Below are 24,886 nucleotides of genomic sequence, written 5' to 3'. Positions count from 1 at the left end.
CGGTCACTGGCCAACATCGTTACTCCCGCCAAGCTCCAGACAAGCAATTTTCCCTATAAACCGCACCGGTAGGAATTGCTATGTCTAATAATACAACTGCTAAAAATTCATCATACTCACGTAAACCTATTCCACGTAAGCAACAACGTGAAAATGCTCAAGAATTTATTGATACCTTGCAAGGTGTCACTTTCCCCAATTCGCAACGTATTTATCTGCAAGGCTCACGGCCTGATATTCAAGTGCCGATGCGCGAGATCCAACTCAGCCCGACGTTGATCGGCGGCGGAAAAGACCATCCTCGCTATGAAGATAACGAAGCCATCCCGGTGTATGACACCTCCGGCCCTTATGGCGACCCGAGCGCCAAACTGGATGTTCATGTCGGTTTGCCCAAATTACGCAATAACTGGATAGCTGACCGTCAGGATACCGAAGCACTCAACTGCGTTAGCTCTGGTTTTACTCAGCAACGTTTGGCTGACGAAGGTTTGGATCATTTGCGTTTTGAGCATCTGCCACACCCGAAAAAAGCCATTGCAGGTAAATGTGTCACCCAATTGCATTACGCCCGTCAAGGTGTCATCACCCCAGAAATGGAGTTTATCGCGCTGCGAGAAAATATGGGGCGTGAACGTATTCGCGGTGAAGTCTTACGCCAGCAACATCCGGGGCAGGCTTTTGGCGCTAACTTACCCGAAAATATCACCGCAGAATTTGTCCGACAGGAAGTCGCCGCAGGGCGGGCCATCATTCCAGCAAATATTAACCACCCCGAATCTGAACCAATGATTATTGGTCGCAACTTTTTAGTGAAAGTAAATGCCAACATCGGTAACTCTGCGGTGACCTCCTCCATTGAGGAAGAAGTGGAAAAACTGGTGTGGTCTACCCGCTGGGGTGCCGACACCGTGATGGACTTGTCCACTGGCCGCTATATTCATGAAACCCGTGAATGGATACTGCGTAATAGCCCAGTTCCCATTGGTACCGTCCCTATCTATCAGGCGCTGGAAAAAGTCAACGGCGTGGCGGAAAACCTCACGTGGGAAATGTTCCGCGACACCTTGCTCGAGCAGGCCGAGCAAGGGGTGGATTACTTTACTATCCATGCCGGTGTGTTGCTGCGTTATGTGCCGATGACCGCCAAACGCTTGACCGGTATCGTCTCCCGTGGCGGTTCAATTATGGCGAAGTGGTGCCTTTCCCATCATCAGGAAAACTTCCTGTATCAGCATTTTCGCGAAATCTGCCAGATCTGTGCTGCCTATGATGTCTCACTGTCACTAGGTGATGGTCTGCGCCCTGGTTCCATCCAGGATGCCAATGATGAAGCCCAGTTCGCTGAACTGCATACCTTGGGTGAATTGACCAAAATCGCCTGGGAATATGATGTGCAGGTGATGATTGAAGGCCCCGGTCATGTGCCGATGCAGATGATTCGCCGTAATATGACCGAAGAGTTGGAACACTGCCATGAAGCACCATTCTATACCTTAGGCCCGCTAACCACGGATATTGCGCCAGGTTATGACCATTTCACGTCTGGTATTGGGGCGGCCATGATTGGCTGGTTCGGTTGCGCCATGCTGTGTTACGTCACACCGAAAGAACATCTTGGCCTGCCTAATAAAGAGGATGTGAAACAAGGTCTTATCACTTATAAAATCGCCGCTCATGCCGCTGATTTAGCCAAAGGCCATCCCGGTGCGCAGATCCGTGACAACGCCATGTCAAAAGCCCGCTTTGAATTCCGCTGGGAAGATCAGTTCAATTTGGCTCTCGACCCAGAAACCGCGCGGGCCTATCACGATGAAACCCTGCCGCAGGAGTCCGGCAAAGTGGCCCACTTCTGCTCAATGTGCGGGCCGAAATTCTGTTCGATGAAAATCTCGCAGGAAGTGCGCGACTATGCCGCTACGCAAGAAATGGCCGCTACGCAAGAACAGGCTGTGGCGCAAGAGCTAGCAGCGACACAAGAAACAGCAGCTCAACCGATCGAAATTTTACAATCCGGTATGGAACAAATGTCAGCGGAGTTCCGCTCTCGCGGCAGCGAGCTGTATCACAGCCCCGTTAACCTCAAGAGCGGGGCCAATAATGAACCTGTCTAATCATGCCTCATTTTCTGCAAAGAAAGGTTTCCCTGCGACGGTACAGCGTCTTGGTCTCTATCCTGTCGTCGATAGCCTACTTTGGATAGAGCGCCTGCTTGCCGCAGGTGTAACCACCATCCAACTACGTATCAAAGAGTTAGATGATGCGCAGGTAGAACAAGACATTGCCGCTGCCATAGCGTTAGGCAAACGCTATCAGGCACGCTTATTTATCAATGATTATTGGCGGCTGGCGATTAAGCATGGCGCTTACGGTGTACATCTGGGGCAAGAAGATTTGGAGACCACTGATTTGGCCGCCATACAGCAAGCCGGATTGCGGCTCGGGGTATCTACCCACGATGATCAGGAACTGGCGATAGCTAAAGCTGTGCGGCCCTCTTATATCGCCATAGGCCATATATTCCCGACCCAAACCAAGCAAATGCCGTCATCCCCTCAGGGGCTGGCGGTACTCAAGCAGATGGTGGAAAACACGCCGGACTACCCCACCGTTGCCATCGGTGGCATCAGCATTGAGCGAGTCCCCGCCGTATTAGCAACCGGCGTGGGCAGTGTGGCTGTCGTTAGCGCCATTACTCAAGCTGAGGATTGGCAGCAAGCCACAGCACAATTGCTACACCTGATTGAGGGCAAGGAGCTGGTTGATGATAAACAAGCATGAGCTGAATGACAGTGAATTCTTGCGCTACAGCCGCCAGTTGTTGCTGGAAGATATTGGCCCTGACGGCCAGTTGAAGCTGAAAAATGCCTGTGTACTGATTATCGGCCTGGGTGGCCTTGGTTCACCTGCTGCGCTCTATCTGGCAGCAGCCGGCGTCGGTAAGCTATTACTAGCGGATGATGACCAACTGGAACTGACCAATTTACAGCGCCAGATCCTGTATCGCACCACAGATATCAGCCAAACATCCTCAGCTAATCAAAGTAAAGTGCGGTTAGCCCAGCGTCATTTGCAAAATCTTAATCCGCTGGTTGAGATTGTCACCTTCGATACACGGCTGGCTGATGCGGCATTGGCTGATGCGGTGGCGAACGCTGATTTGGTGCTCGATTGCAGTGACAACATGGAAACCCGCCATCAGGTGAACGCCGCCTGTATCACCGCACAAAAACCCTTAATCAGCGGCAGTGCTGTGGGGTTTAGCGGACAACTACTGGTGATTGAACCGCCCTACTCACAAGGTTGCTATGCCTGCCTTTATCCCGATAAAGAACTGCCGCAGCGCAACTGCCGTACATCTGGTGTTTTGGGGCCGGTGGTCGGCGTTATCGGCACCTTACAAGCGCTGGAAGCCATCAAAATGTTGGCCGGTCTTCCGTCAGCATTGAGCGGGAAGCTGCGCTTATTCGATGGCAAACAGCAGAGCTGGAGCACCTTGCAACTGACGCGGGCGCAGCATTGCCCTGTCTGTGGAGGCTCACAGTGAAGAATGATCATATAAACATTGTGCTTAATGATCAGCCGCTTGAGGTGAAATGCACCATAACCGCTGAAAAGTTACTCCAACAACTGAACCACCACCAGCCGGGCACGGCACTGGCGGTTAATCAGGTCATCATCCCGCGTACTGACTGGGACAAATGTCAGTTGCACCAAGGTGACAACATTTTGCTATTCCAAGCCATTGCCGGAGGCTGACATGCTGAAGATCGCCGATACCACTTTTACCTCACGTTTATTTACCGGTACGGGCAAATTTGCCACGGCTGAATTGATGCTAGAAGCATTGCGCGCCTCGGGGTCACAACTGATAACGATGGCGATGAAACGGGTTGATTTACGGGCAGGGAACGATGCAATTCTTGCGCCCTTGCAACAATTAGGTGTGCGCTTACTGCCTAATACATCCGGAGCGAAAACCGCACAAGAAGCTGTTTTCGCCGCACGTTTAGCCCGCGAAGCATTGGGAACCCATTGGGTAAAACTGGAAATTCATCCGGATGTGAAGTATTTGCTGCCCGATCCAATAGAAACCCTGAAAGCCGCCGAAATACTGGTGAAAGAGGGATTTGTGGTTCTGCCTTACTGCGGCGCAGACCCGGTATTGTGCAAGCGGCTGGAAGAAGCAGGCTGCGCTGCCGTTATGCCATTGGGGGCACCGATTGGCTCAAATTTGGGCTTACGTACTCGCGACTTTCTGCAAATCATTATCGAGCAGGCCAAAGTGCCCGTGGTGGTCGATGCCGGTATTGGTGCGCCAAGCCATGCGCTTGAGGCAATGGAATTAGGCGCTGATGCCGTGCTGGTGAATACCGCGATAGCTGTTGCGCGCTCACCGGTACCAATGGCTCATGCCTTTCGCTTAGCGGTAGAGTCTGGCGAATTAGCGCGTCAGGCTGGGCTTGGCAACCAACAGTTTGGCAAGGCCATTGCCACCAGCCCACTGACTGGCTTTCTCAGCCAGTTTGAGGAAGAAAATCATGTCTGAAGGGTTCAGCCAGCGCTGGCAGCAATTGAATTGGGATGATATTTCGCTGCGCATCAACAGTAAAACCGCCGCCGATGTTGAGCGAGCGATTCACGCGGCCAAACCCAGCCGTGAAGATCTCATGGCATTGATTTCACCGGCGGCTTTGGCTTATCTGGAGCCAATGGCACAGAAGGCGCAGCAACTGACGCGCCAGCGTTTTGGCAATACCGTCAGTTTTTATGTGCCGCTTTATCTTTCTAATCTGTGCGCCAATGATTGTACTTACTGCGGTTTCTCGATGAGCAATCGTATTAAGCGCAAAACATTGAATGAAGCTGAAATCATCCGTGAGTGTGAAGCCATCAAAGCATTAGGCTTCGAACACTTGCTGCTGGTCACCGGTGAGCATCAGGCAAAAGTGGGCATGGATTATTTTCGTCGCCACTTCCCTGCTATCCGCAGCCGATTCAGCTCGCTGATGATGGAAGTTCAGCCATTGGCGCAAGAAGAGTATGCAGAGCTAAAAACGTTGGGATTAGACGGCGTGATGGTTTATCAGGAGACATATCATCCGGCGACTTATCAGCAACATCATTTGCGCGGCCATAAACAGGATTTTCATTGGCGGCTGGCTACTCCTGATCGCCTGGGACGAGCGGGGATCGATAAGATCGGCTTAGGTGCTTTGATTGGCTTGTCGAGCAGTTGGCGCACCGACTGCTACATGCTGGCGGAGCATCTGTTTTACCTGCAACAAACCTATTGGCAAAGTCGCTACTCTATTTCATTCCCACGACTACGACCTTGTGCCGGTGGTATTGAACCCGCCTCTCTGATGAGTGAGCCGCAACTGCTGCAATTAATCTGTGCTTTTAGATTGTTTGCCCCGGATGTGGAACTGTCACTCTCAACCCGTGAATCGCCTTTCTTCCGCGACAATGTCATTCCGGTCGCGATTAATAATGTCAGTGCGGGTTCGAAAACTCAGCCGGGCGGATATGCCGATAATCATCCTGAACTTGAGCAATTTGCCCCGCATGATAATCGAACGCCTGAACAGGTGGCTCAGGCATTAACGCGGGCGGGGCTGCAACCGGTGTGGAAGGATTGGGATCGTCATTTCGGGCGCATATCCCAATAAATTTCGTGCTTTCATTCTGAAAAATAAGCAAAAAAAACCGCTCCGAGAGGAGCGGTTTTTACGTTGGTGACGAACAAAGAGATTAGTCTTTGCTGTTACCAAAACCGGCGTTAAGCAATTCAGCCAGGTTAGCCGTTGCTTCATCCGCGCTCACTTGCGGTACAACTGGAGCTTCACCTTGTGCTTTACGGCGTGCACGATCCTGATGATAAGCGTAACCGGTACCGGCTGGGATCAGACGGCCGACGATGACGTTTTCTTTCAGGCCACGCAGTTCATCACGTTTACCGGCAACTGCCGCTTCAGTAAGAACGCGCGTGGTTTCCTGGAACGAAGCCGCAGAGATGAAGGACTCGGTCGCCAAGGATGCCTTGGTGATACCCAGCAGGTCACGCGTGAACGTAGCCTCGATTTTGCCTTCGGCTGCCAGCTTACGGTTAGCGATTTTAACGCGAGACATTTCTGCCTGCTCGCCTTCCAGGAAGTCAGTGCTACCTGAGTCAACGATGGTGCCTTTACGCAACATCTGACGAACGATAACTTCGATGTGTTTATCGTTAATCTTAACGCCTTGCAGACGGTAAACTTCCTGCACTTCGTTGGTGATGTAGCGGGTAACCGCGTGAACGCCACGCAGACGCAGAATGTCATGTGGAGATTCTGGGCCATCGGAAACCACGTCACCGCGTTCTACAATTTCACCTTCGAACACGTTGAGCTGACGCCATTTCGGAATCATCTCTTCGTATGCATCACTACCATCTAACGGTGAGATAACCAGACGACGTTTGCCTTTGGTCTCTTTACCGAACGAGATGATCCCGCTGATTTCAGCCAGGATTGCAGGCTCTTTCGGACGACGTGCTTCGAACAAGTCAGCAACGCGTGGCAGACCACCGGTGATATCCTTAGTACCGCTTGATTCCTGAGGAATACGCGCCAGGGTATCACCCGCACCGATCTGAATACCGTCTTCCAACTGTACAATCGTTTTACCTGGCAGGAAGTATTGAGCAGGCATATCAGTACCTGGGATCAATACATCGTCGCCTTTGGCGTCAACGATTTTCAGTGCCGGACGCAGGTCTTTACCGCTACCGGTACGCTCTGCACTATCCAGTACGACCAGAGAAGACAAACCAGTCAGTTCGTCGGTCTGGCGGGTAATGGTCTGGCCGTCAACCATGTCCGCGAAGCGAATGAAACCGCTCACTTCGGTCACAACTGGCATGATGTGCGGATCCCAGTTAGCAACGGTTTCGCCGCCCTGGACTTCTGCGCCATCGCCTTTAGCCATTACAGCACCGTAAGGCACTTTGTAGCTTTCTTTAGTACGGCCGAATTCGTCGATCAGCTTCAGCTCGGTATTACGAGACGTAATCACCAGCTTGCCCGCTGCATTGGTAACGAACTTGACGTTGCTCAGTTTCAAGCTGCCTTTGTTCTTAACCTGAATGCTGGACTCTGCTGCCGCACGAGATGCCGCACCACCGATGTGGAACGTACGCATCGTAAGCTGGGTACCCGGCTCACCGATTGACTGTGCTGCAATAACACCAACTGCTTCACCTTTGTTGATGATGTGACCACGTGCCAGGTCGCGACCATAGCAGTTTGCACACACACCAAAGTCAGTTTCACAGCTTACTACTGAACGAACTTTAACGCTGTCGACGGAGTTTTCTTCTAACAGATCACACCATTTTTCGTCCAACAGGGTGTTACGCGGAACCAGAATATCAGCCGTACCCGGCTTGATAACTTCTTCAGCGGTCACACGACCCAGAACGCGATCACGCAGTGGCTCTTTAACATCACCACCTTCGATAACCGGGGTCATCACGATACCGTTATGGGTACCACAATCGTCTTCGGTTACCACCAGATCCTGTGCCACGTCAACTAAACGACGGGTCAGGTAACCGGAGTTCGCAGTTTTCAATGCGGTATCCGCCAAACCTTTACGCGCACCGTGGGTTGAGATGAAGTACTGAAGTACGTTCAAACCTTCACGGAAGTTCGCGGTGATTGGCGTTTCAATGATCGAGCCATCTGGCTTGGCCATCAGGCCACGCATCCCTGCCAGCTGACGAATCTGTGCAGCAGAACCACGCGCACCGGAGTCGGCCATCATAAAGATGCTGTTGAATGATACTTGCTGTTCGACAACGCCGTCACGGTTGACAACATCTTCTACCGACAAGTTATCCATCATCGCCTTGGCAACACGTTCGTTAGCCGCGGCCCAGATATCGATCACTTTGTTATAACGTTCGCCTGCGGTTACCAGACCGGATTGGAACTGCTCCTGGATCTCGGCAACTTCAGTTTCAGCTTCTTCGATGATCCCGGCTTTCGCATCTGGGATAACCATGTCATCGATACCTACAGAGGCGCCTGAGCGTGCTGCGTAAGCAAAACCGGTGTACATGATCTGGTCAGCAAAGATAACCGTTGGCTTCAAGCCCAGGATGCGGTAACAGGTGTTCAGCATCTTGGAGATAGCTTTCTTGCCCAGCGGCTGGTTCACGATAGAGTAAGGCAGGCCTTGTGGAACAATCATCCACAAAATAGCACGGCCTACTGTCGTATCGATGATACTGGTACGCGTAATGCTTTCGCCTTCGACATTACGAATTTCTTCAGTAATACGCACTTTTACGCGGGCATGCAGCGATGCCAGACCAGCGCGATAAATACGTTCAGCTTCTTTCGGGCCAGTCAGAACCATGCCTTCGCCTTTGGCGTTAACACAGTCGCGGGTCATGTAATACAGACCCAATACAACGTCCTGAGAAGGAACGATGATTGGCTCGCCGTTCGCGGGTGACAGGATGTTGTTGGTAGACATCATCAACGCACGCGCTTCTAACTGGGCTTCCAGTGTCAGCGGTACGTGAACAGCCATTTGGTCACCATCGAAGTCGGCGTTATAGGCCGCACAAACCAATGGGTGCAACTGGATTGCCTTACCTTCGATCAGCACCGGTTCAAACGCCTGGATACCCAAACGGTGAAGGGTTGGTGCACGGTTCAGCAACACTGGGTGTTCGCGGATAACTTCATCCAGGATATCCCAAACCACCGCTTCTTCACGCTCAACCATCTTCTTGGCGGCTTTAATGGTGGTAGCAAGACCACGCAATTCCAGCTTGCCGTAGATGAACGGTTTGAACAGCTCAAGAGCCATTTTCTTCGGCAGACCGCACTGATGCAGACGCAGGTATGGACCCACGGTAATAACCGAACGGCCTGAGTAGTCAACACGTTTACCCAGCAAGTTCTGACGGAAACGACCTTGCTTACCTTTGATCATGTCAGCCAGTGACTTCAACGGACGCTTGTTAGAGCCGGTAATCGCACGACCGCGACGGCCGTTATCCAGCAATGCATCTACTGCTTCTTGCAGCATACGCTTTTCGTTACGTACGATGATGTCAGGAGCCGCCAAGTCCAGCAGGCGCTTCAGACGGTTGTTACGGTTGATCACGCGACGATACAAATCGTTCAGATCAGAAGTCGCAAAACGACCCCCATCCAACGGAACCAATGGACGCAAGTCTGGCGGCAACACAGGCAGTACGGTCAGGATCATCCACTCTGGCTTGTTGCCAGACTGTACGAACGCTTCCAGCAGCTTGATACGCTTAGTCAGCTTCTTACGCTTGGTTTCAGAATTTGTTTCGTTCAATTCTTCACGCAGGATCTCGCACTCTGCTTCCAGATCCATGTTTTTCAACAAGGCCTGAATAGCTTCGGCGCCCATTTTCGCGTCGAACTCATCACCAAACTCTTCCAACGCGTCCAGATACTGCTCTTCAGTCAGGATCTGACGACGTTCCAGGTTGGTCATACCGCCTTCAACCACCACATAGGATTCGAAGTACAGTACACGTTCGATGTCACGTAATGGCATATCCAGCAGTAAACCGATGCGGGATGGCAGCGATTTCAGGAACCAGATGTGCGCAGTCGGAGAAGCCAGTTCGATGTGACCCATACGCTCACGGCGTACTTTGGTTTGAGTCACTTCAACGCCGCATTTCTCACAAATAACACCGCGGTGTTTCAAACGCTTGTACTTACCGCACAGGCATTCGTAATCTTTTACTGGGCCAAAGATACGGGCGCAGAAAAGGCCATCACGTTCTGGTTTGAACGTACGGTAGTTAATGGTTTCCGGCTTTTTAACTTCACCGAATGACCAGGAACGGATCATGTCTGGCGAGGCCAGAGCAATTTTGATCGCATCAAACTCTTCGGTCTTAGTTTGCGCTTTCAGAAACTTTAATAAGTCTTTCACGGATTGGCTCCTGTCGGAGTTAGACCTGATAGGCGCTCAAACCTAAGCATATAAAAACCTAAGTTTGAGCGCCCCTGTGACCAGTGCGAACCACCAGCAAGCTCCCGGCTATAAGAGCTTGCCGTCTGGCGAAGAATTACTCTTCTTCCAGCTCGATATTGATGCCCAGCGAGCGGATTTCTTTCAACAATACGTTGAAGGACTCCGGCATGCCTGGTTCCATACGGTGATCGCCATCCACGATGTTTTTGTACATCTTGGTACGGCCGTTTACATCGTCGGACTTGACGGTAAGCATTTCCTGCAATGTGTACGCGGCGCCATAAGCTTCCAACGCCCACACTTCCATCTCACCGAAGCGCTGACCACCGAACTGAGCCTTACCACCCAGCGGCTGCTGAGTAACCAGGCTGTAAGAACCGGTAGAACGCGCATGCATCTTGTCATCAACCAAGTGGTTCAGTTTCAGCATGTACATGTAGCCGACAGTAACCTGACGTTCGAATTGCTCGCCGGTACGGCCGTCAAACAGAGTAATCTGACCAGAAGTTGGCAGACCACCTAGCTGTAACAGTTCCTTGATTTCTTTCTCTGTCGCGCCATCGAAGACGGGTGTTGCAATTGGCATACCTTTTTTCAGGTTCTCAGCCAGACGCAATACTTCATCATCGGTGAAGGTGCTCAGATCAACTTTCTGACAAACGTTGTCGCCCAGATCGTAAGCTTTCTGGATGAACTCACGCAGTTTGGCAACTTCTTCCTGCTTTTTCAGCATGGCGTTGATTTTCTCGCCAATGCCTTTCGCTGCCATCCCTAAGTGGGTTTCCAAAATCTGACCGATGTTCATACGCGATGGTACGCCCAGCGGGTTCAGAACGATGTCTACCGGCGTACCGTTTTCATCGTAAGGCATATCTTCGATCGGGTTAATCTTGGAGATAACACCTTTGTTACCGTGACGACCGGCCATCTTGTCACCCGGTTGAATCTGACGTTTAACCGCCAGATACACCTTGACGATTTTCAGTACGCCGGGTGCCAAATCATCGCCTTGGGTGATCTTACGACGCTTGGCATCCATCTTCTTCTCGAATTCGGATTTCATTTCGTCGTACTGCTCTGCCAACTGTTCCAGCTGGTTTTGCTTGTCTTCGTCAGTCAGGCCCAGTTCCAGCCAACGATCACGTGGTAACTTGCTCAGCTTGTCAGCTTCGATGCCACCAGAAACCAGTACTGCATGGATACGCGCAAACAGGCCCGCTTCCAGGATCTGCAACTCTTCAGTCAGGTCTTTCTTCGCCTGCTTCAGTTGCATCTCTTCGATTTCTAACGCACGTTTGTCTTTTTCTACGCCGTCGCGAGTAAAGACTTGTACGTCAATAACCGTACCGGAAACACCGTTTGGTACACGCAGAGAAGAGTCTTTAACATCAGACGCTTTCTCACCGAAGATCGCACGTAACAGTTTCTCTTCCGGCGTCAGTTGGGTTTCACCTTTAGGTGTTACCTTACCCACCAGAATGTCGCCGCCAGTCACTTCAGCACCGATATACACGATACCGGACTCATCCAGTTTGGACAGTGCAGCTTCACCCACGTTCGGGATATCAGCCGTTATCTCTTCTGGCCCCAGCTTGGTGTCACGGGACACACAGGCCAGTTCTTGAATGTGGATGGTGGTGAAGCGATCTTCTTGTACCACGCGCTCGGAGACCAAGATGGAGTCTTCGAAGTTGTAACCGTTCCAAGGCATGAACGCGACACGCATGTTCTGACCCAATGCCAGTTCGCCCAGATCTGTTGATGGGCCATCTGCCAGCACGTCGCCGCGCTCGATTGGCTCACCCAGATTCACACACGGCATCTGGTTGATACAGGTGTTCTGGTTAGAACGGGTGTATTTGGTCAGGTTATAAATATCAATACCTGCTTCGCCCGGATACATTTCGTCTTCGTTAACTTTAATCACGATACGGGATGCATCTACGTACTGAACAGTACCGCCACGTTTGGCTACAGAGGTTACCCCTGAGTCAACCGCTACCGCACGTTCCATACCGGTACCCACCAACGGCTTATCAGCACGCAGAGTAGGAACCGCCTGACGTTGCATGTTCGCACCCATCAATGCACGGTTGGCGTCATCGTGTTCCAGGAATGGAATCAGAGAAGCACCAACGGACACGATCTGTTGAGTGGAAACGTCCATATAGTCAACCTGATCGCGGCTAAACAGGCTTGATTCGCCTTTGCTACGACAAGTGACCAGGTCTTCCAAGAAGCGGCCTTCATCATCCAGGTTGGAGTTCGCCTGAGCGATAACGAAGTTGCCTTCTTCAATAGCAGACAGATAGTTAATTTCATCGGTCACCACACCATCGCGCACGCGACGATAAGGGGTTTCCAGGAAACCATACTCGTTGGTCTGTGCGTAGACAGACAAGGAGTTAATCAGACCGATGTTTGGACCTTCTGGCGTTTCGATTGGACATACGCGACCGTAGTGAGTCGGATGAACGTCTCGAACTTCAAAGCCAGCACGTTCACGGGTCAAACCGCCCGGGCCCAATGCAGAGATACGGCGTTTATGCGTAATCTCAGACAACGGGTTGTTCTGGTCCATAAATTGTGACAACTGGCTGGAACCAAAGAACTCTTTCACCGCCGCCGAAATCGGCTTGGCGTTGATCATGTCCTGAGGCATCAGCGTATCGAGGTCGCCCAGAGACAAACGCTCTTTAACAGCACGCTCAACACGAACCAGACCTACACGGAACTGGTTTTCAGCCATTTCACCAACAGAACGAATACGACGGTTGCCTAAGTGGTCGATATCATCCACTTCGCCGCGACCGTTACGGATATCGATGAGCTTTTTCATCACTTCAGTGATGTCTTCTTTGCTCAGGATACCGGAACCTTCGATCTCGTCACGCAGCAGGGAACGGTTGAACTTCATCCGGCCAACCGCTGACAAATCATAGCGGTCTTCAGAGAAGAACAGGTTCTCAAACAGATTTTCAGCGGCTTCGCGTGTTGGCGGCTCACCAGGACGCATCATGCGGTAGATCTCAACCAAAGCGCTCAGACGATCGCTGGTTGGGTCAACACGCAGGGTCTCGGAGATATAGGCACCGTGATCCAGGTCGTTGGTGAACAATGTTTCGATGTGCTTGTGGCCAGACTGGCTCAGCTTAGCCAGCAAATCCAGTGACAGCTCCATGTTGGCTGCACAGATAAGCTCACCGGTGTTCGTATCGATGTAGTCTTTTGCAACCACTTTACCGGCAATGTATTCAACCGGAACTTCGATGCGATCAATGCCGTCTTTTTCAAGCTGGCGAATATGACGTGCAGTAATACGACGCGCTTTCTCGACGTAAACTTTGCCATTCGCTTCAATATCAAAGGATGCCGTTTCACCGCGCAGGCGCTCTGGAACCAATTCCATCTGCAGCTTGTTGTCACGAATTTCAAAGACCACTTTCTCAAAGAACAGATCCAGGATCTGTGCCGTGGTGAAACTCAATGCACGCAGAATGATGGTTGCAGGCAATTTACGACGACGGTCAATACGGACAAACAGGTTGTCTTTCGGGTCAAACTCGAAATCTAACCATGAACCGCGGTAAGGGATGATACGTGCGTTATACAGCACTTTGCCCGATGAATGGGTCTTACCCTTATCACTGTCAAAGAATACACCAGGACTACGATGCAGCTGAGATACGATAACCCTCTCAGTACCGTTAATGACAAAGGTACCGTTTTCGGTCATGAGTGGAATTTCACCCATGTAGACTTCTTGTTCTTTGATGTCTTTGACCGTACCTTCCGGAGCTTCACGCTCATAGATAACCAGGCGCAGTTTAACGCGCAGTGGTGCGGAATAAGTCACACCGCGGATCTGGCACTCTTTGACGTCAAATACTGGCTCACCAAGACGGTAGCTAACGTATTGCAGCTCCGAATTGCCGCTGTAGCTCTGAATAGGAAAAACAGAACGGAATGCTGCTTCCAGACCGTGCTGCCCTTCGGGATCTTGCTCGATAAATTTCTGGAACGAGTCAAGTTGGATAGAAAGGAGATAAGGGATATCCAAAACTTGTGGACGTTTCCCAAAATCCTTACGAATACGTTTTTTCTCGGTATAGGAGTAAACCATAGGGTTCCTCAGCTCGCTGAAAAGTCGACCCACTCTGTCTGCCCTGAAACCAGGACAGGTCGTGCAACACTATTATTTAGAATGAGAAGTCGAAACACTTCTCGGAATACTCTTTTCTATCACTCTTAAACCATTTCATCGCGTTACTTTGACTACCGAGCTACCCGAGTGGGTCGTAGCTGAGAACGCAGTATATTAAGTCGTCAATAGAAAGGAATATTTGGGGTCAGCCAGCCGCTAAACAGTGTGAAATGCGACTAACGCCCTACAGCGCAAAAAGGCTGATGACTAAAAAGTCACCAGCCATCAGCCTATAAGTTAGGCTGCAAACTCAAAGCTTAACTTACTTAATCTCAACTTCAGCACCAGCTTCAGTCAGAGCTTTTTTCAGTGACTCAGCTTCGTCTTTGTTCACGCCTTCTTTCAGAACTGCCGGTGCAGATTCAACCAGGTCTTTAGCTTCTTTCAAGCCCAGGCCAGTTGCGCCGCGAACAGCTTTGATTACTGCAACTTTGTTAGCGCCGAATGAAGTCAGAACAACGTTGAATTCAGTTTGTTCTTCTACAGCTTCAGCAGCAGCAGCAGGGCCTGCAGCAACAGCAGCAGCTGAAACGCCGAATTTCTCTTCCATAGCAGAGATCAGTTCAACGATTTCCATTACAGACAGAGCTGCAACGCCTTCCAGAATTTGGTCTTTAGTGATAGTTGACATAACAAGTGTTCCTAAAATACAGAAATAGTTTATACGTTAAAAAGCAACGATGGAGAAAAAAGGCAATTAAGCAGCTTCTTTCTGATCGCGCAGTGCAGCCAGAGTACGAACCAATTTGCCGGCAGCGGCTTCTTTCATGGTTCCCATCAGACGTGCGATTGCTTCTTCGTAGGTTGGCAGAGTTGCCAGGCGGTCGATCTGAGCCGCAGGGATTAACTCGCCTTCAAAGGCTGCTGCTTTAACCTCAAATTTCGCATTATCTTTAGCAAATGCTTTGAACAAACGAGCAGCTGCGCCCGGGTGTTCAGAAGAGAATGCAATCAAGGTTGGACCAACAAACGTGTCTTTCAGGCAATCGAATTGAGTGCCTTCAACAATGCGACGCAGCAAGGTGTTACGAACAACTTGCATGTGAACGCCAGCTTCACGACCTGCTTTACGCAGTTCAGTCATTTTATCAACGGTAACGCCACGAGAATCCGCAACAACCGCAGACAGCGCACCTTTGGCTACTTCTTTAACTTCAGCAACAATCGCTTGTTTGCCTTGAAGATTTAGTGCCATTAGTTCTTGCTCCTGGATTAACCGGGGAGTAATTCCCCGGAACTCACGTCACCCAATCCACTACAAAATGCAATGAAAGGGCGTTGAAACACGGTGAGCAGAATCCAGCAAAGGCACTTCTTGTTTTTTATAAATAAAAAGAAGAAGAAAAAATGCTTTAGGTTCTGTCACCGTCTACGCAGGGAATTAAGTGTTTTTTACAACACACCTGCGGTCTTGGACGGAGGCTTGGATAAGGCCAAGCTCCAACCGATAAATTCTGGTGTTCTGATAATGAGTCAACCCCATCAACAGAAGCATGGGCGTAAGATTCTAGACAAACCTTACGCCCACGTAAAGCGATAAAAGCAAATAGTGATTAGACCACTACTGCTGACAGGCCGCTTTGATCAATAGAAACGCCGGCGCCCATGGTGGTGGACAGGCTGATTTTCTTGATATAAATGCCTTTCGCTGTAGCAGGTTTAGCACGCTTCAGCGCAACAACCAGAGATTCTAAGTTTTCTTTCAACTTCTCTGAGTCGAAATCAACTTTACCAATGGTGGTGTGGATAATACCATTTTTATCGTTGCGATAACGAACCTGACCTGCTTTAGCATTCTTAACAGCTTCAGCAACGTTAGGAGTAACAGTACCCACTTTAGGGTTAGGCATCAGGCCACGTGGACCCAAGATTTGGCCCAATTGACCCACAACGCGCATTGCATCCGGGGAAGCAATAACAACGTCGAAGTTCATTTCGCCTTTCTTGATTTGATCAGCCAGATCTTCCATACCTACCAATTCAGCGCCTGCTTCTTTCGCAGCTTCAGCGTTTGCACCCTGAGCGAAAACAGCAACGCGAACTGAACGGCCTGTACCGTGTGGCAACACAGTTGCACCACGAACGTTCTGGTCAGATTTACGTGCGTCGATACCGAGGTTAACGGCAACGTCCACGCTTTCTACGAATTTAGCAGTAGCCAGCTCTTTCAGCAGGGCAACAGCTTCGTTGATATCATATTGCTTAGTAACATCAACTTTGTCACGGATCACGCGCATGCGCTTGGTCAGCTTAGCCATTTATTAACCCTCCACTACCAGGCCCATGGAACGAGCAGTACCTTCGATTGAACGCATCATAGCGTCAACGTCAGCACCAGTCATATCCGCAGCTTTGGTTTCTGCGATTTCACGAACCTGAGCACTGGTCACAGTCCCTACTTTGTCTTTGTTCGGCTTGCCGGAACCAGACTTAATACCTGCCGCTTTTTTCAGCAGAACTGCTGCTGGCGGGGTTTTAGTAACGAAAGTGAAAGAGCGATCAGAATAAACAGTAATAACAACAGGGATCGGCAGGCCTTTTTCAATGCTTTCAGTCTTAGCATTGAACGCTTTACAGAATTCCATGATGTTAACACCCTGCTGACCCAATGCTGGGCCAACTGGTGGACTTGGGTTCGCCATACCAGCTGCAACTTGCAGCTTGACATAGGCTTGTACTTTCTTAGCCATTTACGATTTCCTCGATTTGGGTAGTATCGCCTCGCGTTCGAGGCTCCCCGTGTTTTGTCTCGCTATTATTTACAATGAAATAAGTTGTCACGGATGACAAAAAGCAAGACATCTAAAAACAAAAGGCGCGAAATTATATTGTAATTTCACGCCTAAGACAAGACTCAAATTTCAACCAATGGCGAAAAATGAATCAGCCTTTTTCTACCTGACTGAAATCCAGTTCAACCGGCGTTGCACGGCCAAAAATGGAAACAGACACTTTCAAGCGGCTCTTTTCGTAGTCCACTTCTTCAACAACACCGTTGAAGTCTGCAAACGGACCATCGCTAACACGAACCAACTCACCTGGCTCAAACAGTGTTTTAGGACGTGGTTTATCACCCACTTGTTGAAGGCGATTCATAATCGCATCAACTTCTTTATCACTGATGGGTGCAGGACGATCGGATGTACCGCCGATAAAGCCCATGACACGCGGCACGCTACGCACTAAGTGCCAGCTGGCATCGTTCATCACCATCTGCACCAGCACATAACCTGGGAAGAATTTACGTTCACTTTTACGACGTTGACCGCCACGAATTTCGACGACTTCTTCCGTTGGAACCATGACTTCGCCAAACAGCTCTTCCATGTCATGTAACTTGATATGCTCACGTAGCGATTGAGCTACGCGGCCTTCAAAACCGGAAAACGCCTGAACGACGTACCAACGCTTTTTGGGTGCTTCAGACATCTTAGAACCTCAGGCCAGTAATAAATGAGACCAGGCGAACCAGAATACCATCCAGTCCCCATAGAATCAGTGACATTACAGCAGTTACCGCCGCAACGATTAATGTCGTGTGCAGCGTTTCCTGACGGGTAGGCCAAATCACTTTACGCACTTCCGTGCGTGCTTCACGAGCAAACGCTACAGTGGCTTTGCCTTTTGCCGTCATCAATGCAACAGCACCGGCAACCGCGATAATTACTACAACTGCCAACGCACGTAACGGCAAGCTGAAATCACGGTAATAATAATTACCGACAATAGCTGCAACTAACAATACAGCAACGATTAGCCATTTAGCCGTTTCCAGGCCACGTCCGCTCCCTGGAGCCTCGGTATTCGCACTCATAAACCAACCTGTCACTATGATTCAGAACAACAACTTTGCTTCGCATCGCAAAGCAAACCAAGCTGAAAGATGCTCTAGAGACTCTCTAATCAGCACCATTCAGCACTATTCGCCGTACTTCCAGAGCCCATCTCACCAGTAATTATGATTAAAAAACCACTGATGAGATAGGTTCTAGCATGACAACGTAGAAAAAGGGCATCAAATGATGCCCTTTTATCGCATGTCGCGTCAAATCTTATTCAATGACTTTAGCAACAACGCCAGCGCCGACAGTACGACCACCTTCGCGAATCGCGAAGCGCAGACCGTCATCCATTGCAATAGGAGCGATCAGGTTAACAATCATTTGAATGTTGTCACCTGGCATCACCATTTCAACGCCTTCTGGTAATTCGATGGTTCCGGTTACGTCAGTTGTACGGAAGTAGAACTGAGGACGGTAGCCTTTGAAGAACGGAGTATGGCGGCCGCCTTCATCTTTGCTCAGAATATAAACTTCTGATTCAAATTTGGTATGTGGCTTGATAGAACCTGGTTTAGCCAGAACCTGACCACGTTCGATCTCTTCACGTTTAATACCACGCAACAGAACACCGACGTTCTCACCTGCACGGCCTTCGTCCAGCAGTTTGCGGAACATTTCAACGCCGGTACAAGTAGATTTAACGGTGTCTTTCAGACCAACAATTTCAACTTCTTCGCCAACTTTAACAATACCGCGCTCTACACGACCGGTAACTACCGTACCACGACCGGAGATAGAGAATACGTCTTCGATTGGCAGCAGGAACGGCTTATCGATAGCACGCTCTGGTTCAGGAATGTAAGAATCCAGGTAGCCAGCCAGTTCGATAATTTTTGCTTCCCACTCCGGCTCGCCTTCCAGCGCTTTCAGTGCTGAACCACGAACAACCGGTGTATCATCGCCAGGGAAATCGTAGGTAGACAGAAGATCACGCACTTCCATTTCTACCAATTCCAGTAACTCTTCGTCATCCACCATGTCACATTTGTTCATGAAGACAATGATGTAAGGAACGCCAACCTGACGACCCAACAGGATATGCTCACGCGTCTGTGGCATTGGGCCATCAGTCGCAGCAACAACCAGGATAGCGCCGTCCATTTGAGCTGCACCGGTTATCATATTTTTAACATAATCGGCGTGCCCTGGGCAGTCAACGTGCGCATAGTGACGAGATGGGGTGTCATATTCAACGTGAGACGTGTTGATGGTGATACCACGCGCCTTCTCTTCCGGAGCGTTGTCAATCTGGTCGAATGCACGAGCACTCCCGCCGTAGGTTTTAGCCAAAACGGTGGTGATTGCAGCAGTTAGGGTAGTTTTACCATGGTCAACGTGGCCGATAGTACCCACATTAACGTGCGGTTTTGTACGTTCAAACTTTTCTTTAGACATCGATTGTCCCTCTAAGACACGGAATCGGTGGTTTCACCACATCAACCAAGCATATGCTTGCTGAATCCATAACGCAGAAAGAAAATCAGGGGACGAGAAGATGAGAAATGGTGCTGATAGGCAGATTCGAACTGCCGACCTCACCCTTACCAAGGGTGCGCTCTACCAACTGAGCTATATCAGCACATCTTGGAGCGGGCAGTGGGAATCGAACCCACATCATCAGCTTGGAAGGCTGAGGTAATAGCCATTATACGATGCCCGCGTCTTAGAACTCGGCTACCTGACTTAATCTGCAGAAATTTGAAAGGAAGGGCTTTGCCACTTCACTCTTCATCGAGAGCGCAGCTCTCGCCTTGAGTGTTGACTGGGAGGTTCGGTCTTCTGAATCACCCTGGGACTCAAGGTCAAACATGCTGGTGAGAGAAGGATTATTAATCACTTCGTTCCTCGACCTTCGGGCCGCCGCTATGCGTTGTTGACTCACCACGCACGACTCGAAACTTCGCGAAGGTTTTCACCTTCCCTTGAAGGGCCTCATTTGGATTCTCTATTTTGAATCGGCTTGAGACTCAAGGTTAAAAATGGTGGTGGGGGAAGGATTCGAACCTTCGAAGTCGATGACGGCAGATTTACAGTCTGCTCCCTTTGGCCGCTCGGGAACCCCACCTAATTTTTAGTACTTGAATGGTGCCGGCACCAAGAGTCGAACTCGGGACCTACTGATTACAAGTCAGTTGCTCTACCAACTGAGCTATGCCGGCATCAAGTGCAGCGCATTCTAGGTAGACCGAGGCTATGATGCAACAAAAAAATCGCATATTTTGCTCTTTCGCTCATAAAACCGCCATTTTTCAAATGCATGGTGGATTATTAAACTCGCTTCGCTCAATTAGCAACCAGACCGCTAAGTATTGTAATCATTCTGTTGATCAAAATCCGGTCTAAAAACAGTGCCAGATCTCATTGTCGGATAATCGTACGCTCGCCCTGGAACGATATTTACGCCCCAAAATGGGGAAACGGTTCCCAAGAAAGTGCAAATTTACCTAAGAATTATTGGAATGTCGTCGTATTCGCATCGCTGTACGTTTGGCTTGTTTATTGCTTAAACATAAATATAAGCAATATATGGCCTATGGACATTAGATCAACGCGGCTACAGATGAGGAACATCACTATGAAAATAGTACAACTTAATACAGCAACAATGCCAGTATACCAAAGTGGACTGGCAAGCTTATTAATTGATGCCATAACCCACGGCGCGTCCGTAGGTTACGACACGCGTAGCCTGCCGCAGGAAGCTGCTGAACGTTATTTTCATAGTCTGCGCCCGGACATGGAAAAGGGCACACTATTGCTGTGGATTGCCCGCGACGAACAAGGCATTGTCGGTACAATCCAGCTTAATCTTTGCCAGAAACCGAATGGGTTGAATCGGGCAGAAGTACAGAAACTACTCGTACACAGCCGCAGTCGTCGCTCCGGTATTGGACATAAGTTGATAATTGCGATGGAGAGCACGGCATTACAACTGTCGCGCGGGCTATTGCATCTCGATACCGAGGCAGGCTCTGCCGCCGAATCTTTTTACCGCTCACAAGGTTATCGCTATATGGGCGAGATTCCTGATTATGCCTGCTCGCCCGACGGTTACTATCATCCTACAGCCATCTATTTTAAGCGTTTATTTACTATTAATCAGAGATATACAGCCATAGTCCGATAATCACTCCATCGCATACCGTAATTGTCCTTAATTATATGGAATAGTTACGCATATCAAAGAAATCGCTTACTAAGCACAAAAATGTCTACGCCAAAAACCAAGCTGCCTATAATATGCAGCTTGTTTCTTATCTGGAGTTGGCGTCCAGCGCCTTTCCCAACCTGCGTTAACAGGCAGAATTTGGCTTATGACAAAAAGAGATCAATCTTTAGCGACGCCTTATCTACAGTTCGATCGTACTCAGTGGGCTGCTCTACGTGACTCAGTACCCTTGACACTGACAGAAGAAGAAATCGTTAAACTTAAAGGGATTAACGAAGACCTTTCATTAGACGAAGTGGCACAGATTTATCTACCACTGTCGCGCTTACTTAATTTTTATATCAGTTCTAATTTGCGTCGTCAGGCCGTCCTGGAGCAATTTTTGGGTACGGATGGCCAACGCATTCCCTATGTCATCGGTATTGCAGGCAGTGTCGCTGTCGGTAAAAGCACCACTGCACGCTTGCTGCAAGCATTACTCAGCCGCTGGCCGGAGCACCGGAGTGTAGAACTCATTACCACCGATGGTTTTCTTCATCCTAATAAAGTGTTGAATGAACGTGGATTGATGAAGAAAAAGGGATTCCCTGAATCCTATGATATGCATAATCTGGTAAAGTTTGTTTCTGAGGTTAAATCCGGCGCAGACCATGTGACCGCGCCTGTTTATTCCCATTTGATATACGATGTGGTCCCTGATGGTAATAAAATCATTAAGCAACCTGACATTCTTATATTAGAAGGTTTAAACGTATTGCAGAGCGGCATGGATTACCCTCACGATCCTCATCATGTATTTGTCTCTGACTTTGTCGACTTTTCTATATATGTTGATGCCCCTGAGGACTTGCTGCAAAGTTGGTATATCAATAGATTCCTTAAATTCCGACAAGGTGCATTTTCAAACCCTGACTCCTATTTCCATAATTACGCAAAACTACCCGAGACTGAGGCGGTTAAAATTGCCACCCAGCTGTGGAAAGAAATTAATGGCTTGAATTTAAAGCAAAATATATTACCAACTCGTGAGCGGGCAAGTTTGATTATGACTAAGAGTGCCAATCACGCAGTGGAAAATGTACGTTTAAGGAAATAATAAAAGTGGGAGGATTTAACCTCCCATTTATTATTTAATTAAACGCCGCGCAGGGATATTTCGCCACCAATATAAGGTTTTATAATACCATCCTGGTCTAGTAATAATGCACCCTGCTCATCAATCCCCCTGGCAATACCGAATATTTCTTGGTCACCAATAATCAATTTTACAGGACGATCAAGATAATTATCCATTTCTCGCCAACGGGGAATAAAGGCGGATAAACCTTCATTTTCAAATTTAACGACTGCAAGTCTTAATTCAGATAGCAGCTCTGCCGTGAGTTTATTACGATCAATATTAACGCCGGCCTCTTGTAAATTGATCCAGTGTTGATTAATAACGTTGGTGATCGACTCACGCATTGTCAAATTAATACCTGCACCGATCACCAACTGAGCGGCATCGCCCGTCTTCCCTGTCAGCTCAACCAGTATGCCTGCCAGTTTTTTATCATTTAAATACAGGTCATTTGGCCACTTAACACGAACCTGTTCGGCGCCGAGTTTACGCAGAACCTCGGCCATAACAATCCCAACAACGAGGCTTAATCCCATTGCAGCAGCAGGGCCTTGTTCCAACCGCCAGAACATAGATAAATAGAGATTAGCACCAAAGGGAGATACCCAGTGACGCCCTCGTCTCCCTCTGCCAGCATGTTGGTATTCAGCCACACAAGCGTCGCCAGATTTTAATTCAGCGATGCGCTCCAACAAGTATTGATTGGTAGAGTCAACTACCGGCAAAACAGTCACTTGACCCGCGGGGAGATAACTTAATATTGTTTGCTCATCAAGCAATTGAATCGCTGTAGGCAAGCTATAACCCTTACCTGGAACTGTGAAAACATCTAACCCCCACTCTCTGAGTGTTTGCATATGTTTATTAATCGCAGCACGGCTCATCCCAAAGGTTTCACCTAATTGCTCCCCGGAATGGAAAGCACCGTCAGCTAATATACCAATTAACCGTAAAGGGATTTTAATATCTTTCACGACAAACACTCCACAGCATTAACCTCACCATTACTTGCGATAAATCGCACTTCTGGTTCCAACCAGATTGCAAATCTCTTGGCAACTTGCTGACGAATATAACTGGCAAGGCCTATCACATCCTGACCTGTCGCTTCTGCCAGGTTAATCAACACTAACGCCTGCTGCTGATGCACCGCCGCACCACCAATCTGATATCCCTTAAGCGCACATTGATCGATAAGCCAACCGGCAGCCAGCTTAACAGACCCATCGGGTTGCAGGTAATGGGGCGCATTGGGGTAGCGCTTTACAATCTCTTCAGCTACAGCGGCATCCACAACCGGATTCTTAAAAAAACTGCCTGCATTGCCGGTCACTGCGGGATCGGGTAGCTTACTACGCCGCATGGTACAAACTGAGTTGAATATCTCTTCTGCTGTAACTGTCGATGGATCCATTCGCGTTAGCTCACCATAGCCCAATGTTGGGACCCATGATTTTACCAATTTAATGCCTACGGCTACGATGGCAAATCCATGACCATAGTGATGCTTAAAAATGCTGTCGCGATAGCCAAATTGACAATCTTTAGCTGAAAGGCGTAGCACTGTGCTCTTATCCATATCGAGCAAATCAACGTATTCGCATACCTTTTGCAGCTCAACACCATAAGCACCAATATTCTGAATGGGTGCAGAACCGACACAACCTGGGATTAACGCCAGATTTTCTAGACCTGGCATGTTATTTAGTAATGAATAACAAACTAATTGATGCCAATTCTCTCCAGCCCCAACATGCAGGTGCCAGGCAATATCATCCTCAGTAGAAGTGATACCCTTAATCCGATTAAGTAATACTGTTCCTGAATAGTTTTCAATAAACAGCACGTTGCTGCCTTCGCCAAGTAAAAGCACTGGCTGATGCTTAGAAACAGACTCATGCCAAGCATTAATCAATTCTTCAGGTGAGTTAACGCTAATTACTTTGCTCGCATAAGCTGCTAATGCAAAAGTATTGAGATGTTTTAGCGGGGAATGTTGATTCGACATGACATTGGATACTCATTCTAACTAGTTCTGGCGCTAGTCTAACCGATCATAATACTCATATTGTATTTTGTTTTAACTGAAGGTAAAAAAAGCCACCTATCAAGGTAGCCTTTTATTTTATTCATCGCGGTGACGGCCGGATTTGACTCACCTGCCCCTGCAATATTTGACTCATCTGACTATGAGCCCTGCGACGCAACCACTCTAAGGTCACTATTTATACCTATTTCACTATTCTGCCCATAGCAAAAACCCCACGCTTTTGGCATGGGGTCTCGCTTTATTTGATGCCTGGCAGTGTACGAATGGCTTTCCTGCCATTCGCCCTTCGGGCCGTTGCAAGCAACGTTAAAATCGCTTACGACGATTTTTTCCTACAATATTCGTCTCATCTTGAGGATGAGTCTCACCCCTCTGGGGCCAGCGCAAGCGCTGTTCAAACTGCATTCGCAGTTTGTCGCATGTCATGCTCGAGTCGAACCTGTACACCAGATAAACAAAAAAGGCCCGTAGGGTGGCCTTTTTT

General features: G+C 49.0%; 19 protein-coding genes, 4 tRNA genes and 1 other RNA gene. 8 read left to right on the top strand and 16 right to left on the bottom strand.

Going from position 1 to position 24,886, the window contains the following annotated elements; genetic code table 11:
- Window positions 1-80 precede the first annotated feature (80 nt).
- The 6 genes from thiC to thiH are packed head-to-tail and all read left to right on the top strand — an operon-like array spanning window position 81 to window position 5,672.
- Window positions 81-2,114, top strand: a complete 2,034-nt coding sequence (thiC, locus tag YALDO0001_RS16590) for a phosphomethylpyrimidine synthase ThiC (protein ID WP_004704699.1) — start codon at window positions 81-83, stop codon at window positions 2,112-2,114.
- Window positions 2,101-2,781: a thiamine phosphate synthase gene (gene thiE, locus YALDO0001_RS16585; protein WP_042840349.1), complete on the top strand. Its 681-nt coding sequence runs from the start codon at window positions 2,101-2,103 to the stop codon at window positions 2,779-2,781. The genes thiC and thiE overlap by 14 nt, the downstream gene beginning before the upstream one ends.
- Window positions 2,765-3,547: a HesA/MoeB/ThiF family protein gene (locus YALDO0001_RS16580; RefSeq protein WP_042840348.1), complete on the top strand. Its 783-nt coding sequence runs from the start codon at window positions 2,765-2,767 to the stop codon at window positions 3,545-3,547. Before thiE ends, YALDO0001_RS16580 begins: the two co-directional genes overlap by 17 nt.
- A complete protein-coding gene (gene thiS / locus YALDO0001_RS16575) occupies window positions 3,544-3,759 on the top strand; it encodes a sulfur carrier protein ThiS (RefSeq protein ID WP_042840347.1) in 216 nt (71 codons plus the stop codon). Before YALDO0001_RS16580 ends, thiS begins: the two co-directional genes overlap by 4 nt.
- Before the next feature lies 1 nt (window position 3,760).
- A complete protein-coding gene (locus tag YALDO0001_RS16570; protein ID WP_004704689.1) occupies window positions 3,761-4,549 on the top strand; it encodes a thiazole synthase in 789 nt (262 codons plus the stop codon).
- Window positions 4,542-5,672: a 2-iminoacetate synthase ThiH gene (gene thiH / locus YALDO0001_RS16565; RefSeq protein WP_042840345.1), complete on the top strand. Its 1,131-nt coding sequence runs from the start codon at window positions 4,542-4,544 to the stop codon at window positions 5,670-5,672. Before YALDO0001_RS16570 ends, thiH begins: the two co-directional genes overlap by 8 nt.
- An 82-nt stretch (window positions 5,673-5,754) precedes the next feature.
- Here thiH and rpoC read toward each other — a convergent pair whose 3' ends face one another.
- From rpoC to YALDO0001_RS16495, 14 genes are all read right to left on the bottom strand, one after another.
- Window positions 5,755-9,975: a DNA-directed RNA polymerase subunit beta' gene (gene rpoC, locus YALDO0001_RS16560; protein ID WP_004704686.1), complete on the bottom strand. Its 4,221-nt coding sequence runs from the start codon at window positions 9,973-9,975 to the stop codon at window positions 5,755-5,757.
- A gap of 136 nt (window positions 9,976-10,111) precedes the next feature.
- Window positions 10,112-14,140, bottom strand: a complete 4,029-nt coding sequence (gene rpoB / locus YALDO0001_RS16555) for a DNA-directed RNA polymerase subunit beta (RefSeq protein ID WP_004704685.1) — start codon at window positions 14,138-14,140, stop codon at window positions 10,112-10,114.
- 343 nt (window positions 14,141-14,483) lie between these two features.
- Window positions 14,484-14,852 (bottom strand): 50S ribosomal protein L7/L12, encoded by a 369-nt coding sequence (gene rplL / locus YALDO0001_RS16550; protein WP_004704684.1) that lies wholly within the window; start codon window positions 14,850-14,852, stop codon window positions 14,484-14,486.
- A 66-nt stretch (window positions 14,853-14,918) separates the two neighbouring features.
- The gene (rplJ, locus tag YALDO0001_RS16545) at window positions 14,919-15,416 is read right to left on the bottom strand and encodes a 50S ribosomal protein L10 (protein WP_004704682.1); all 498 of its coding nucleotides are present in this window, start codon (window positions 15,414-15,416) and stop codon (window positions 14,919-14,921) included.
- 358 nt (window positions 15,417-15,774) lie between these two features.
- Window positions 15,775-16,479 carry a 50S ribosomal protein L1 gene (gene rplA / locus YALDO0001_RS16535; RefSeq protein WP_042840341.1) on the bottom strand — a complete coding sequence of 235 codons (705 nt, stop codon included), beginning with the start codon at window positions 16,477-16,479 and terminating at the stop codon, window positions 15,775-15,777.
- 3 nt (window positions 16,480-16,482) lie between these two features.
- Window positions 16,483-16,911, bottom strand: a complete 429-nt coding sequence (gene rplK / locus YALDO0001_RS16530; protein ID WP_004704678.1) for a 50S ribosomal protein L11 — start codon at window positions 16,909-16,911, stop codon at window positions 16,483-16,485.
- A 193-nt stretch (window positions 16,912-17,104) separates the two neighbouring features.
- The gene (gene nusG / locus YALDO0001_RS16525) at window positions 17,105-17,650 is read right to left on the bottom strand and encodes a transcription termination/antitermination protein NusG (protein WP_002210671.1); all 546 of its coding nucleotides are present in this window, start codon (window positions 17,648-17,650) and stop codon (window positions 17,105-17,107) included.
- 1 nt (window position 17,651) lies between these two features.
- Window positions 17,652-18,035 (bottom strand): preprotein translocase subunit SecE, encoded by a 384-nt coding sequence (gene secE, locus YALDO0001_RS16520; protein WP_004704671.1) that lies wholly within the window; start codon window positions 18,033-18,035, stop codon window positions 17,652-17,654.
- Between the two features lie 238 nt (window positions 18,036-18,273).
- On the bottom strand, window positions 18,274-19,458 hold the full coding sequence (gene tuf / locus YALDO0001_RS16515) for an elongation factor Tu (protein ID WP_004704670.1): 1,185 nt from the start codon (window positions 19,456-19,458) through the stop codon (window positions 18,274-18,276).
- 108 nt (window positions 19,459-19,566) lie between these two features.
- A tRNA-Thr gene (locus YALDO0001_RS16510) sits at window positions 19,567-19,642 on the bottom strand.
- Between the two features lie 6 nt (window positions 19,643-19,648).
- Window positions 19,649-19,723, bottom strand: a tRNA-Gly gene (locus tag YALDO0001_RS16505).
- A 149-nt stretch (window positions 19,724-19,872) separates the two neighbouring features.
- Window positions 19,873-19,999, bottom strand: a non-coding RNA gene (locus YALDO0001_RS20375) — RtT sRNA.
- A 44-nt stretch (window positions 20,000-20,043) separates the two neighbouring features.
- Window positions 20,044-20,128: transfer RNA gene (locus tag YALDO0001_RS16500), tRNA-Tyr, on the bottom strand.
- Between the two features lie 18 nt (window positions 20,129-20,146).
- Window positions 20,147-20,222, bottom strand: a tRNA-Thr gene (locus YALDO0001_RS16495).
- Between the two features lie 416 nt (window positions 20,223-20,638).
- On the opposite strand from YALDO0001_RS16495, the gene YALDO0001_RS16490 reads away from it, so the two are divergent.
- Window positions 20,639-21,190, top strand: coding sequence for a GNAT family N-acetyltransferase (locus tag YALDO0001_RS16490; protein WP_042840340.1), 552 nt, complete (start codon window positions 20,639-20,641; stop codon window positions 21,188-21,190).
- A gap of 187 nt (window positions 21,191-21,377) precedes the next feature.
- Window positions 21,378-22,328, top strand: a complete 951-nt coding sequence (gene coaA / locus YALDO0001_RS16485) for a type I pantothenate kinase (RefSeq protein ID WP_042547149.1) — start codon at window positions 21,378-21,380, stop codon at window positions 22,326-22,328.
- A 38-nt stretch (window positions 22,329-22,366) separates the two neighbouring features.
- Here coaA and birA read toward each other — a convergent pair whose 3' ends face one another.
- Complete coding sequence (gene birA / locus YALDO0001_RS16480) at window positions 22,367-23,326, bottom strand: bifunctional biotin--[acetyl-CoA-carboxylase] ligase/biotin operon repressor BirA (protein ID WP_042840338.1); 960 nt, start codon at window positions 23,324-23,326, stop codon at window positions 22,367-22,369.
- Window positions 23,323-24,360, bottom strand: coding sequence for a UDP-N-acetylmuramate dehydrogenase (gene murB, locus YALDO0001_RS16475; RefSeq protein ID WP_004704666.1), 1,038 nt, complete (start codon window positions 24,358-24,360; stop codon window positions 23,323-23,325). The genes birA and murB overlap by 4 nt, the downstream gene beginning before the upstream one ends.
- Between the last annotated feature and the right edge of the window lie 526 nt (window positions 24,361-24,886).

Origin of the sequence: Yersinia aldovae ATCC 35236 (assembly GCF_000173735.1) — a bacterium.
Taxonomy (GTDB): Bacteria; Pseudomonadota; Gammaproteobacteria; order Enterobacterales; family Enterobacteriaceae; genus Yersinia; species Yersinia aldovae.
Note: the sequence above shows the minus strand (reverse complement) of the source record. Positions and strands in the feature narration are given on the sequence as shown.